General features: G+C 44.0%; 14 protein-coding genes. 2 read left to right on the top strand and 12 right to left on the bottom strand.

Features of this window, described 5'->3' with window-relative positions; all coding sequences use genetic code 11:
• Nucleotides 1-6: 6 nt before the first annotated feature.
• From N746_RS0104240 to mutL, 8 genes are all read right to left on the bottom strand, one after another.
• The gene (locus tag N746_RS0104240; RefSeq protein WP_029934205.1) at nt 7-1,188 is read right to left on the bottom strand and encodes an ATP phosphoribosyltransferase regulatory subunit; all 1,182 of its coding nucleotides are present in this window, start codon (nt 1,186-1,188) and stop codon (nt 7-9) included.
• A 17-nt stretch (nt 1,189-1,205) separates the two neighbouring features.
• On the bottom strand, nt 1,206-1,394 hold the full coding sequence (locus N746_RS0104235) for a DUF2065 domain-containing protein (RefSeq protein WP_029934204.1): 189 nt from the start codon (nt 1,392-1,394) through the stop codon (nt 1,206-1,208).
• A gap of 50 nt (nt 1,395-1,444) precedes the next feature.
• A complete protein-coding gene (hflC, locus tag N746_RS0104230; RefSeq protein WP_029934202.1) occupies nt 1,445-2,302 on the bottom strand; it encodes a protease modulator HflC in 858 nt (285 codons plus the stop codon).
• A 1-nt stretch (nt 2,303) separates the two neighbouring features.
• Nucleotides 2,304-3,554 (bottom strand): FtsH protease activity modulator HflK, encoded by a 1,251-nt coding sequence (gene hflK, locus N746_RS0104225; protein WP_029934201.1) that lies wholly within the window; start codon nt 3,552-3,554, stop codon nt 2,304-2,306.
• 99 nt (nt 3,555-3,653) lie between these two features.
• Nucleotides 3,654-4,952: a ribosome rescue GTPase HflX gene (hflX, locus tag N746_RS0104220; RefSeq protein ID WP_029934199.1), complete on the bottom strand. Its 1,299-nt coding sequence runs from the start codon at nt 4,950-4,952 to the stop codon at nt 3,654-3,656.
• 11 nt (nt 4,953-4,963) lie between these two features.
• Nucleotides 4,964-5,239, bottom strand: a complete 276-nt coding sequence (gene hfq / locus N746_RS0104215) for an RNA chaperone Hfq (RefSeq protein ID WP_029934197.1) — start codon at nt 5,237-5,239, stop codon at nt 4,964-4,966.
• A gap of 71 nt (nt 5,240-5,310) precedes the next feature.
• The gene (gene miaA / locus N746_RS0104210; protein ID WP_029934192.1) at nt 5,311-6,285 is read right to left on the bottom strand and encodes a tRNA (adenosine(37)-N6)-dimethylallyltransferase MiaA; all 975 of its coding nucleotides are present in this window, start codon (nt 6,283-6,285) and stop codon (nt 5,311-5,313) included.
• Nucleotides 6,285-8,123 carry a DNA mismatch repair endonuclease MutL gene (gene mutL, locus N746_RS0104205; RefSeq protein ID WP_342662258.1) on the bottom strand — a complete coding sequence of 613 codons (1,839 nt, stop codon included), beginning with the start codon at nt 8,121-8,123 and terminating at the stop codon, nt 6,285-6,287. Before mutL ends, miaA begins: the two co-directional genes overlap by 1 nt.
• A 98-nt stretch (nt 8,124-8,221) precedes the next feature.
• On the opposite strand from mutL, the gene N746_RS0104200 reads away from it, so the two are divergent.
• Nucleotides 8,222-8,407, top strand: a complete 186-nt coding sequence (locus N746_RS0104200; protein WP_029934187.1) for a hypothetical protein — start codon at nt 8,222-8,224, stop codon at nt 8,405-8,407.
• Between the two features lie 85 nt (nt 8,408-8,492).
• Here the strand turns inward: N746_RS0104200 and N746_RS0104195 are convergent, their stop codons facing one another.
• Together N746_RS0104195 and tsaE are read right to left on the bottom strand one after the other, a co-directional pair.
• The gene (locus N746_RS0104195; RefSeq protein WP_245603336.1) at nt 8,493-10,118 is read right to left on the bottom strand and encodes an N-acetylmuramoyl-L-alanine amidase; all 1,626 of its coding nucleotides are present in this window, start codon (nt 10,116-10,118) and stop codon (nt 8,493-8,495) included.
• Nucleotides 10,119-10,330: 212 nt separating this feature from the next.
• Nucleotides 10,331-10,825, bottom strand: coding sequence for a tRNA (adenosine(37)-N6)-threonylcarbamoyltransferase complex ATPase subunit type 1 TsaE (gene tsaE / locus N746_RS0104190; RefSeq protein ID WP_211245122.1), 495 nt, complete (start codon nt 10,823-10,825; stop codon nt 10,331-10,333).
• Between tsaE and queG the strand changes: the two genes are divergently transcribed.
• Nucleotides 10,817-12,034: a tRNA epoxyqueuosine(34) reductase QueG gene (queG, locus tag N746_RS0104185; protein WP_051678505.1), complete on the top strand. Its 1,218-nt coding sequence runs from the start codon at nt 10,817-10,819 to the stop codon at nt 12,032-12,034. The genes tsaE and queG overlap by 9 nt on opposite strands.
• Here queG and N746_RS0104180 read toward each other — a convergent pair.
• Both N746_RS0104180 and N746_RS0104175 read right to left on the bottom strand, forming a co-directional pair.
• Complete coding sequence (locus N746_RS0104180) at nt 11,964-13,172, bottom strand: EAL and HDOD domain-containing protein (protein ID WP_029934180.1); 1,209 nt, start codon at nt 13,170-13,172, stop codon at nt 11,964-11,966. The two genes, queG and N746_RS0104180, sit on opposite strands and share 71 nt — an antisense overlap.
• A 178-nt stretch (nt 13,173-13,350) precedes the next feature.
• Nucleotides 13,351-13,860 (bottom strand): chemotaxis protein CheW, encoded by a 510-nt coding sequence (locus N746_RS0104175; RefSeq protein WP_029934178.1) that lies wholly within the window; start codon nt 13,858-13,860, stop codon nt 13,351-13,353.
• Nucleotides 13,861-13,864 lie beyond the last annotated feature (4 nt).

The following is a 13,864-nucleotide window of genomic DNA, read 5'->3' as shown; positions in this document are numbered from 1 at the left end:
TTCTTCTTACAACCCACTTGATTTAACTGTCCACGCACCATTCAAGCTAATCAAACGGTCAGCTTGGTCGGGAATGGTTGATTCTTCATAAAACCGAATCACTTGCACACCTTGAGCACGCAAGCTCTTAATTTGTTCGTACAACTGAACATCGTCACTAAACGGTGCATAAATCTGACGCAATTCTGAGTTTTCAGGCTCAGGAATAAAATCCAGAATACTACGCAAATCTATACTAAAGCCGGTCGCAGGATGTGCTTCACCGAACGCGGCACACACTTCATCATAACGCCCGCCTTTTGCTACTAAAACACTGGTATCCGTTACGCTGTAACAGGCAAAAATAACACCTGTATGGTACTGAAAACCTCTTAAATCGCTTAAATCTAAGTGAGGTTTAATGGACTGCGTTTTAGATAAATAGTCGACTAGCTGATTTAAATGTGATAATGCTTCATCCAACTCAGTGCTTAAACCGGCTAGTACTGATTTAGCTTGTCTTAGCACATCATCCGCTTGACCACATAAAGAAGTTAAGCCTTCAAAAGCCATGCTTAACTTACTATCTGAAAAAGACTGGCTCGAGCACCAGGCCTGGTACTCAGGTAATGCTTTGCGCTTTAAAATATCAACCAATGTGGCCTGCTGTTCTTGAGTTAATTCAGCCAGGTTCATTAAGCTTTGCACAATCCCTACATGACCTAAACTCATCTGCAGGCTTGGCAATTTAAGTAAGCGTGCACTCGACAACATGACATCTATAATTTCAATATCGCTTTCAATCCCGCTATGGCCAAAAATTTCAGCTCCAAGCTGAATCGGACTGCGAGAGCCTTTTGCCTTATTGTTGCGAGATTTTAGAACCTCACCGACATAACATAAACGTTCGATTCCAGCAGGTTTGATGCGCGTACTAACAATACGTGCAACCTGAGGTGTCATATCGGCACGAACACCCATCATGCGACCACTTTCATAGTCGGTAAAACGACAAGTATCTAAGGCTAACTTCCTTCCTGCACCAGTCAATAGGGAATCCGTAAATTCTGCAATCGGTGGTAAAACCATCGCATAACCGGAAAGTTTAAATTCCGCCAATATAGCTTGGCGATATATTTCAAGTTTTTCGGCCTGTGATGGTAGTAAATCTTCAATACCTTCTGGGGTAAACCATATGTCTTGTTGCATAGCTTTCATCTTTATTTTTAACCCCAAACCCATAATAAAACTAGCCCGATTGAAATACTAATCAATCCGGTTAGCCTAAGTTGGTTTTCGGGCATCTGTGTGGCTTGAGTCATGACGCGACGCCAAAAGTTTGGAAACAGAAATGGCAATAAACCCTCGAATATAAATACTAGAGCAATCGCGCTTATTAAAACTGTTTCAAACATAAGTTGCTTCCATAAAAAAGGTGGGTTACCCCACCTTAGTGTGTGACTGTCTAATTGGATGACCGGTTAAAGTGCTTAAAGAAGTCCGTGCTAGGGTCTAAGATAATCATATCCGACTTGTTCGAAAACGACTCTTGATAAGCATTTAAGCTTTGATAAAACGAGAAGAACTCTTTATCAGCACCGTAGGCTTTTGAATAAATCTGTGCAGCTTGCCCGTCGCCTTCACCTCGGGTTTGCTCGGCTTCACGATAAGCCTCTGCAATGGTGACAGTACGCTGTCTATCAGCATCCGCTCGTAAACGCTCAGCAGCTTCCGCCCCTAAGGACCTTAAGTCAGCCGCGACACGATTACGTTCAGCTTCCATTCGACGGTAGACTGAATCACTGATATCACGTGGTAAGTCGATACGTTTAATTCGAACATCCACAATCTCAATACCAAATTGAGTTGCCTCGACATTGGCTAAACGCGTGATATTTTCGGCCACCTCAACGCGATCACCTGATACGACCTGCTTAACAGTACGGTTACCAAACTGAGCTCTTAAACCATCCTTGACGATTTGTGACAAACGCTGATCTGCTAAAGCAAAATCACCACCCATCGCGGTATAAAAACGCTCTACATTCGAAACACGCCATTTAACGTAAGAATCTACTTCCAAGTTTTTTAATTCACCTGTTAAATAACGTTCTGGCTGAGAGTCCATCGTTTGAATACGTCTATCAAATGTGCGTGCGTTGTTGATAAACGGTGTTTTCAGGTGCAAACCTGGTTCTAGGTCAGATTTAACAATCTCACCTAAACGAAACACCACGCCCGTTTCCCATTCGTTAACAACAAATAACGAGTTGCTGCCAATAAATAATACCGCAGCGATGAATAAACCTATAACCGCTTTCATATTAACGTAACTCCCTTTGTCTTAGGTAGTCGCGAATATTCGTTTCCGACTTCGCTTGATTCGCAGGAGTGCTAGTAGTTTGTGAGTTATTCGAGTTGTTACTCGAATTTTGCCCTGTACCTGTAATAGGAGATAAAGGTAAAGTTGACTGGTTTGAACCAGTTCCTGACCCCATCATTTTATCCAAAGGCAAATACATAATATTGTTTGAACCTTCAGCTCCCATCAACACTTTACTGGTGTTGGAGAGTACTGTAGACATCGTATCTAAATACAAACGTTCACGCATAATCTCCGGGGATTTTTTGTATTCGGTCACGACACTGGTAAAACGGTCCGCTTGACCTTCTGCTCGTGACACGACTTGATCTCTATAAGCGCGCGCTTCTTCAACAATACGTGCCGCTTGACCACGAGCCTGAGGTAAAATTCGGTTGGCATAAGCTTCCGCTTCGTTGATTAAACGTTCGCGGTCTTCTCGTGCCTTAACAACGTCTGCAAAGGCCGATTGGACTTGCTCTGGTGGCTGAGCATCTTGCAAATTAACACTTGTAATAAATAACCCGGCCTCATAATCATCAAGATTTTTCTGCGTCAATTCTCGCACCAATGCCACAACTTCGTTACGACCTTGGGTTAATACGAAATCCATACTATTTTTACCCACGATTTCACGAATCGCACTTTCAGACGAAGCACGAAGCGATTCATCAGGGTCTTTAACATTAAATAGGTAGTCTCCGGCCGATTGCACGCGATACTGCACAGCAATTCGAACATCGACAATATTTTCGTCTCGCGTAAGCATCAAAGATTCAGCTAATACACTGCCAGAACGGTTCTGTGCATCAGAACGGTAACCAATTTCAGTGGTACGAATGCGGTCTACATTAACCTTGGTAACCGATTCAATTGGATAAGGAATATGCCAGTGCGGCCCTGGTCCGGTTTCAGTCACTAGCGCACCAAACCGTGTAACCACGCCACGCTCAGCTGTATCGACGATATAGATACCAGACAACAACCAGACAACGAGAACTATTAAGAAAATTGCACCACCGCCGATTCCGCCGATGCCACCATTAAACTTACTACCCGCTCCGCCAAACATCTGCTGAGCTTTCTTTAACAACTCATCGATATCTTGATCTGAGCGTTTCTTTGGCTCTTTTGGCTCATCTTTCTTGCCAGAGCTACCGCCAGAGTTGCCCCAGGGGTCTTGCCCTGGTTTTCCTGGTTCATTCCAAGCCATATCCTTCTCCAAAATTTTAAGGTTGTGCTATTTTAGGGTGTTGATTACGAATTGTCATCCCTATTAATTAACTTTATAGCTGTTTATGAATTATTGATCCTAATCCAGTAGATTGGCATCCAATAATTCTGGCCAGTTTTGTACCTTCTGCCATTGCTGCTTGGTTAAGTTCATGGTGATCAACGCATCACCATGCTCATTAAACTCTTCTGCATCGACCTTTCCAAGCTGATGCAACTGCGCACGGCGCTGTCCAGCATGTGGCGGCAACACAACTTGTGCCTTAACAAATTCACCTTTAAAAAAGGCCGCTAACGCATCGTTTAATAAATCAATCCCTTTATTATTTTTGGCCGACAACCAAACACGTTCCGGCAAGCCCTCATCATTAAAATCAATATGCGGCTCAACCGCAGGTTCCAGAAGATCAATTTTATTAAACACCAGTAAATTTGGTACATCTTCAGCTCCCACTTCGGCCACGACTTTATTGACCTCGTGAATTTTCTCTTCACGTAAAGCATCATTCGCATCCACCAAATGAATTAACAAACTGGCTTCACTGGTTTCTTCTAATGTAGAACGAAAAGCGACAACCAAGTCATGTGGAATATGCCGAATAAAACCAACCGTATCTGCCAGAATCACGCCACCCGCTCCTGGAAGGTGAACCTTACGTAAGGTTGCATCCAAAGTCGCAAACAATCGATCTTCAGCATAAACATCCGCTGTCGTCATTTGATTAAACAAGGTGGATTTTCCGGCATTAGTGTAACCCACAATTGTAATCGTAGGCACTTCGGATTTTTTGCGTGTGCGTCGACCCAAGGCACGTTGCTGACGTACTTTATCAATTCGTTTTAAAAGGAACTTTATGCGTTCTTGCAGTAAACGGCGATCGGATTCTAGCTGAGTTTCACCTGGCCCTCTCAAACCGATCCCGCCTTTTTGACGTTCAAGGTGAGACCAGCCACGTACAAGCCGGGTTGACATATGGCGAAGTTGTGCAAGTTCGACCTGCAGCTTACCCTCATGAGATCGAGCGCGCTGGGCAAAAATATCTAGAATCAAACCCACACGGTCTAACACTCTACATTCAACCAATCTCTCTAAGTTACGTTCTTGGGCAGGTGTTAAGGCGTGGTTAAAAATAACCACGTCGGCCTCATGAAGTTTGACCGCATCGGCAATTTCTTGTGCTTTGCCTGATCCAACAAAATACTTTGAATCTGGCGATGAGCGTTTGGTGGTTAAGACTTGTGTGATTTCTGCGCCGGCTGAGTCAACCAACTCAAAGAATTCGTCTAAATCTTCTCGATTTACTTCATCTTCAAAATCAACGTGCACTAGGACAGCACGGTCAATTTCTTTGCGTTCTAAGCGACCAAAGATTTCCATGAAAGTGGCGCTTACTCCTCTGTTTCGGCTTTATCTGCGTCGGTTCCGTTAGCAAACTCATAGGCTTTAGGATCACGCATTGGCACAATAGTTGAAATGGCATGTTTATATACCATTTGAGTTACATTACTGCGTAGTAACACAACAAACTGATCAAACGAATCGACACGTCCCTGCAACTTTACGCCATTTACCAAATAAATCGACACGCTAATGCGTTCTTTTCTTAAGGCATTTAAATAGGGATCTTGTATCGGTAGCGCCTTGGTCGGTTTTGCTTTTTCCATTTTGATTTCCTTATTATTTTTAATGGTATTTTTAGGCTAAAATATTTTCAAAGGATAACATAGGCAAAACCTTATAGGTTAGTATTTTTCTGCAAATACGCCCGTACCAATTCGCACTGTTGTTCACCTGACAATTCAAACGGATCAAGCATTAACATATCCTGCTCTTTACGCAACCAAGTTAGCTGACGCTTAGCCAGTTGACGCGTGGCAATAAGGGCTTTTTGCTCGAAAGTGCTTTGGTCATATTCACCATTTAAATAGCACCAGGCCTGGCGGTAACCTACACTTCGAATGGATGGCAAATCGGCCTGTAAATCCGAGCGTGCAAATAAGTTTCTGACTTCATCTAAAAACCCTTGTTGATACATGGTTTCAAGGCGGCGCTGAATTTGCTGATGTAAACGTTCGCGCGACTTTGGAATCAAACCGATTTTTAATAAGTTTACATCCCAATCCACATTTGATTGGCGTGCTTGTAAGCTTGTTAAGGCTTCCCCAGTAATTTCATAGACTTCAAGCGCACGAATCAAGCGCTGCGGATCATTATAATGAATACGCTCCGCAGCCACTGGATCGCAAGATTTTAAGCGTTGATGCACTGCTTGAGGGTCTTGCTCATATTGCGCTTGTAAGCGCGCACGAATAGCCGAGTCGGCGCTGGGTAAATCGGCCATACCTTGCTGTAAGGCATGAAAATACATCATCGTACCGCCCACCAAAACCGGCAAACGACCACGCTGTAAAATCTCCTCAACTAAACGTTTGGCGTCCGCCACAAAGTCGGCGGCGGAATAACTTTGCGCCGGATCAATCAAATCAATTAAGTGATGCGGCACTTGTTGACGCTCAGCTTGACTGGGTTTGGCAGTGCCAATATCCATGCCCTTGTAAATTAGCGCTGAATCGACACTGATAATTTCAATCGGCCACTGCTTTGCCAACCTTAAAGCCAACGCTGTTTTACCGCTCGCAGTCGGTCCCATAATGGCCAGCACGGTTTTGGCTTGCACAAGCTTTTCAATAGTTGCATCCGCGACGGTCATTACTGCCCTCTCATAAATAACGCATCCAATTGCTTCATCGATAATTGTACCCAAGTAGGACGTCCATGATTACATTGGGATGAAGCGGGTGTGGCTTCCATATCACGTAATAACTGATTCATCTCGGCCACCGTTAACGGACGATTCGCCCTCACCGAGCCATGACAAGCCATGGTGGATAATAAACTGTTTATATACTCATCAATCCGCTGCGAGTCGCCTTCGGCGGCGGTATCAGCCAACACATCTTGCACCAATTGCTCGATGGAGGCTTTCGCTAGAATCGAGGGGACGGCCGTGACTTTGAGTTGTTGCGGCCCTAAGGCTTCAAATTCAAACCCTAGCTGCGACCACCAGGCCTGGTGGTTCTCCCAAGCCAACATATGCGCCACATCCAAGGCTATAACCATCGGCACCAACAAAGGTTGGGAAATTAAACGTTCCGTTTGCCATTGTTGTTTCATACGCTCATACACAATGCGTTCGTGAGCGGCGTGCATATCCACCAAAATCAATCCTTGCGCATTCTCCGCCAAAATAAACACGCCATGCAATTGCATTTTGGCAAACCCCAACGGCGGCATCGCGCCATCACTTGAAGCAAACTGATCGACTTGGTTGGACGGTTGGGTTTGATAAGTATTTGAACTATCTTCTACTCGATCTGGCCCTGGCTTTTGAAAATCAAAATAAGCCTGACTATTTAAAGCGGATAAGCTCGAATCTTGTTGGCCAGCAAAAGCACCAGGCCTGGTGCTTTCGAACTGGGCTTGCTGATCAGACTGCAAGGCATCGGCCTGAGTCAAAGGCTGACGCACCGCTTCTTTAACGGATCGACGGATAAAATCGTAGACCCAGCGTCCATTGGCAAAACGTACCTCATATTTTGCCGGATGCACGTTCACATCCACCTGATCAACCGGAATTTCTAGAAACAGTACATACACCGGGTGACGACCGTTATAAAGTACGTCCGCATAAGCTTGTTTTAGCGCATGGAATAACAAACGATCCCGTACAATCCGACCATTTACAAATACATATTGCATGTCGGTTTGCGCACGATTAAATGTCGGCAACCCAACCCAGCCACGTAAAGTTAGGTCTTGCGCGTCATAATGAACATGCATGGATTGGTCAACAAAGGCCTCACCCATTAGCTTGGCTAAACGGCGCGCCTGATCCGACGGAGTTTGCGCGGCCTCAACATGTCGCACTACTTTGTGGTTATGAATCAGCTTAAAGCTGATATCCATTCGACTTAGCATCGCGCGTTTAACAAACTCATCAATATGACCAAATTCAGTGCGTGCTACGCGTAAAAACTTTTTGCGAGCGGGCGTGTTAAAAAACAAATCATCCACTCTAACGCGAGTTCCGGACTTACCCGCGATAGGTTCAGGTTCGGGCCAAATAGCACCACCATCGGATTTTAAACGCCAAGCATTCGGTTCACTTGTTTGGCGGCTGATAATCTCAAACCTCGAAACCGAACTAATACTGGCTAACGCCTCCCCTCTAAAGCCTAAAGTGGCGACTTGAGTTAAGTCTTCATAACTGGAAATTTTACTGGTTGCATGTCGACTAACTGCCAAAAGAAGCTCATCTTTTGCAATACCACTCCCGTTATCAATCACCTGGATAGATTTTTCACCGCCTTCCTCAATCGAAATTTCAATCTCGGTGGCTCCTGAGTCCAATGCGTTTTCTAATAACTCTTTAACGACCGAAACCGGACGCTCAACCACCTCACCGGCTGCAATTTGGTTGGCTAATGCCTCAGATAAGGCTTGTATTTTTGCGGGTGAGCGCTGTGCACTCTGGGTCGGATCAATCACACACTTGCCTTAAAATTCAATAGGTTCTGGTACAAAACCTGCTATAGATCAGGAAAAATTAGACGTTTTAAATTCACACACTTAAAGGTTATCAATCCATGATGTATCAAAAACACACGCCGCAAAACCAGGAAGAGCAAACGATTTATTTGCAGATTCCGCGACCTTTTGTGTTTAACGGCCAAATTTGTTGGTCCAACCTACAACTGGATCAAATGGAAGGCTATTCTAACAAACATTCGTCGCAGGATGAGCGAACTCAATCGGGTCAGTGGTTGCAATAATCTATTAGTTTATGCCAAATACTCTGAAAATCAGACGTAAAAAAACCCTGACAAGCAGGGTTGCATATGGCTAGGTATTGCAATTTTAATGAGCGGCGGCCAATACACTTTCTCTAACCGGTACGGTTAGCTCTTTGCCGACGTAGAGTTGATTAGCATTTTTGATTTTATTCACCCGCATCAATTCATTCACATCCACTTTATGAGCATGTGCGATTTGCGACAGGGTATCCCCGCGTTTTACCGTGTATTTAAGATCATATTGAACGGTTAATTTATCGGTCACCGGCACTTTTAACTTGCGACCAACATAAAGCTGGTTGGCATTACCGATATTGTTGATACTCATCAAATCACGCGAACCTACGCCGTAAGCCTGCGCAATATCAGACAAAGTATCACCGCGTTGAACCTCATAATTAACATATAGGGTTTCACCCCAACGTGGCGCATGACCGGTTTGATCAATAAACTTATTTAAGCCGCGCGTTACCGCTTGAGCAAAGGTTTGATGAAAACGCGGATCTTGCAGCTTTTTCTCTTCAATTGGGTTCGAAATAAACGCTACTTCTAATAACATTGACGGCATATCGATTGATTTCAAAACGGCAAAATCTGCCGATTGAATCGCATGCTTATGAACTTTTACCGTGCGCTGCATTTCTGACAAGACCGACTGACCCAGTTTTCGGCTTGCTCGAATATTGGCTTCACGCGTTAAATCACTTAACACAAACGCCACATCTTTATCACGTCCCGCCAACTGCAAAACCCCTAAAGCTGCATTTTCTTGTTTTGCCAAAGTTCTCGCCATCACACTACTGGCCCCGGTATTGGATAACACGTACACCGAGCCCCCCTTCGGCGCCGCCGAAGAATAGGCATCCGCATGCACCGAAATGAAAATATCAGCATTTTTCTGCTTCGCAATATCCACACGCTCATGTAACTGTAAATACACATCACTATCACGCGTTAAAATAGCTTTCATACCAGGTTGAGCATCAATTACTTTCTGCAAAGCGCGCGCTTGAGCCAATACCACATCTTTTTCATAGGTACCGGCTGGACCAATGGCGCCGACATCGTGCCCACCATGACCTGGGTCAATCGCTACTATAAATTGTTTGGTTTGCACAAAGTCACGGTTGTTGTTTAACAATGATTCGGTAGCGGAGTTGGCTTGTAGACGTTCGTTGGTTGCCTGTTTGGTGCGCGCCACAATACTAGGCGTTGGTTTACGTGCAACCACTTTTTTAACTTCTTCTGGCGCAGATTGTACGCTTGGCTTAGACTGCTCCTTTTCTGGCTTTTGCGTAGAAGCTAGCTGAGTGGCAGAATCCGTTTTTGCTAACATAGGCTGCGTTAAGTCAATCACTAATCGCTCAGGACGAGCGCCATTTTTCCCCAGCGTAAAATACTTGTATTGATAAGCATCACGCAAATCCAACACCACACGAGTTCTTTTTTCATTAGAAGAGATTCGCATAGAGGCCACACGCTGGTCCTGGAATCGCTGGTTTTTAAAAGATACCGCATTACGCGCATGATGGAAGTCCACCACCACACGTTCTGGATTACTCAAGCGCATGACATCAAAACTCTGATTATTTCTAATTTCAAACACCACACGTGTCTGATCGGGGGTTTGACCCAAACGAATACCGCTTAATTCGGTCGCTTTTGCAACAGTCACTTGACTAGTTAGCATTAAAATCAACGCTAAAAAGAAGCGGGAGTTGTATCTGAGGTTGCGCTCATTGTTCATAATTATTAACCATTGTTGAACTGCCTTAAGGCTATTGTAGAACATTTTTTTACAATTTTTCAAGCAATCACAACAACTTGTGAGCACTTTTTAAAAAACACTTCACGTTAAGTATATAACATTGAGTGTTCTAAATTAACAAATAATGAACAAATTCAACTCTCTAATTTAGCGAGCAATGCCTCTCCTTGCACCGAGCACGCCTGCAAAATAAGCTCTCGCCCTTCATCTATTAGGTTTAAATTCAATACCAAGTCAGCTTTAGGCAGTACACCCTGTCCTTTGGATGGCCATTCAACTAATGCAATAAATGGCGTCACTAATAAATCACGAATGCCTATATATTCAAGTTCTTCTGGTTCACAAAGGCGATACAAATCAAAATGGAAAAGCGTCATGTTAGCTGTCGCATAACTTTCAACTAAAGTATAAGTTGGGCTTTTTACGCGCTGTCCCGGCAAAAAAGTTTGAATAAAAGCACGAGAAAACGAGGTTTTACCCGCACCTAATTCACCCTGAAGATAAACCACCAGGCCTGGTGTTGCCACGTCTAGTTTGTCGCATAGTTTTGCTAAGCTTTGGGCAAACATGACCGTCTGAGATTCATCTGTCAGATGTCGTTTTTTGCTAGAATACTGTTTATGAATCACACACCTTCTCCACAAGACTTAAGCCAACTGGCTGCTGCCATTAAAAACTGGGCTCACGAGCTTGGTTTTGCTGACACTGGCATCACCCACACTGACCTCGCTCAATTTGAGGCAGGGTATTTTAACTGGCTGGAGCAAAACTTTCATGGCGAAATGCATTATATGCAAACCCATGGCACTAAACGCACTCGACCTACTGAACTGATCCCTGGCACCGCTAGCATTATTAGTTTACGCATGAATTATTTTGATACGAGTGCTGCTCAAGCAACTGAGCAGTTGCACACACCCGATCAAGCTTATATTACGCGTTATGCTTTGGGACGCGATTATCACAAAGTAATACGTCAACGACTTAAACAACTGGTCAGCAAAATTCAGCAGAAACTTCCTGATTCATCACATCGAATTTTTGTCGACAGCGCACCGGTATTAGAACGCCCGATTGCGCAACAGGCTGGCTTGGGGTTTATTGGCAAAAACAGTTTAATCATTCATCCACGGGCGGGATCATGGTTTTTTTTGGCCGAAATTTATACCGACTTGAAGCTGCCAGCTGATCCACCCTTTGAAAGGCAAGGTTGTGGACCTTGTACAGCTTGCATCCAAGAGTGTCCGACTCAAGCTATCTTAGCCGATGGTATTGTGGATGCCCGGCGTTGTATTTCTTATTTAACCATTGAACATTCAGCCTCGATTCCATTAGAGCTTCGCCCAGCTATCGGCAATCGTATTTATGGTTGTGATGACTGTCAATTGGTGTGCCCTTGGAATCACTTCACTCAAACCCAAACCGAACCTGATTTTGAACCTAGACATCATTTGGACCAGGTTTCTTTACTAGAGCTGTTTAATTGGAGTGAATCAGACTTTAACGACAAGTTAGCCGGCTCGCCGATTCGGCGGATTGGCTATGAACGCTGGATTCGAAATATTGCGGTCGCGCTAGGGAATGGCTCGGCAACTCCAAACGCCCTACTAGCCTTAAAGAAAAAACAAGGAAAAGTCAGTTCGATGGTGGATGAACATATTGAATGGGCGTTTCAGCAGCTAAAATCTAGAGCTACGCAAAACCTACACAACGTATCGAATATCAACACTAAACCTTGGTATGCGCCTAAATACTATCTCCCCCGATTTAAGCGATCTGATCAATCGCATTCACATCGCGTACCGCTTGAAGATACAAATGGCGGTAGTGCGGACTAATTTCAGCATCATCTTTTGCTTCAAACGACTTTACAACCATTAATAGACGTCCAACATCACCGCGTTGATAAAGCATGCCATCAAGCATCTCATCGCTCAGCGGCAGTTTAGCTAAGGCCTCTTCCAATGAACAACCCAAAACAACATCTAACATGGAAAAAAGCCCTGACAGATAAAAGCTATCTGGACGATTTAAGCCATCTTGTTGAGCCGCATGACGCAAAAACAAGGCTCTAATTCTTGCCATATTAAATACTTCATCCGCCACATCCGATTGGGTATCCATCGCAATCATCGACACCCAAGATTGAACCCGCTTCAAACCAAACAGCATCATGGCTTCTTTTAAACTATTAAACTTCGGCATCCCCAGGGTGCGATAATAAGTCGCCACCTTCAGCAACTTATGGGATAAACCCATGTCTTTCTCAACAATAGCTAACAAGCCGTCAATAGAGACCGATTCATCGCTAATTTTGGCCAAGAGTTCAAGCAAATTAAGTTGATTAACCGACAGCTTTTTGCCCGATACAATCTGAGGCTTGGCAAAATAAGCCCCCTGAAAAAGCACACAACCCGCGTCTAAACATATTGAAAACTCATCTTTTGTTTCCACGCGCTCGGCTAATAATTGCGCCGATGTTACTTTTTTTATCCGTTCAAACACAAGCCCAAGGTTTTCAGGTTTAACAGTTGAAATATCGACCTTTATATAATCTGCCAAGCGTAAAAATGGAATAAATTTTTCTTTAAATACAAAGTCATCCAAAGCAATTTGATAACCCAAGTCTTTTAGATATTTAAGCCCTCCGATCACTTCATCGGTCGGCTCAATGGTTTCCAATACTTCACAAACAATCGCATTACAATCAAAAAATGGTGGCGTACGTAATTTGAAAAAAGACTCAGGAAAGTTGACAAAAGCTTTCGCTTTGCCAACCAGCTCGTCGAGGTTAAACCCCATTAAGGCGTTGTGTAACACCGCCGCCGTCGCTTGGTCATCCGATTCAAATTCAGCATAATTATGTTCATATCCATTTCTGAATAACAATTCATAACCATAGACTTGATTTTGTGGATTTAGAATAGGTTGACGACCAACAAAAACGTCAACAAAAGAAGGTTCGTGTAGATTCATAACCGTCATTAGAGCGCGACTCGGCAGTAGGATAGGACTTGCTACTCTATCAAATTGGTAAAAATACGCAAGCCATTAACACTAAAAAATAATCTTATGTAACTGGTTTTTTAATGAGTTAACAAACCAGCAAGATGTAAAGCACCAGGCCTGGTGCTGAGATATGAGGCGCTTTTGACTAGCGCTCAACAAACATGTTGTCAGTATCAACTAGGATAATAACGTTATCCTGATAATGCGCAATCCCTTGAATATAACCGGATGCGCCTTCACGCGTCGCCGCCATCAAATCGACTCTCGACTCAGGAATATCTTTAACCTCCTGCACCTTGTCAACCATTAAGCCGACTGCACGATCCTCGTCCAGTTCAACAATAATAATACGAGACAGGTCATCCGACGCCTTTGACGGCAAGCCATAAACTCGGCGCGTGTCGACCACGGTGACAATTACGCCACGCACGTTGATCACGCCAATCACATTGGGTGACGAACCCGGTACTTTTCGAATAACACCCACTCGCAAAACTTCACGGATTTTTTTTACATTGATACCGAAGTTTTCATTGTCCAATCTAAATAACACGCAACGTATTGTAGGGCTGATGTAATCATCATCGTCTAGATCAGCTCCATCCGAAAACAAACCGGTATTTTGATATTGGCGCTCGCCTGCTTGTACAGCCATAAAT

It is taken from the genome of Thiomicrospira pelophila DSM 1534, assembly GCF_000711195.1.
GTDB lineage: Bacteria > Pseudomonadota > Gammaproteobacteria > Thiomicrospirales > Thiomicrospiraceae > Thiomicrospira > Thiomicrospira pelophila.
This window is presented reverse-complemented; position numbering and strand designations above follow the sequence as displayed.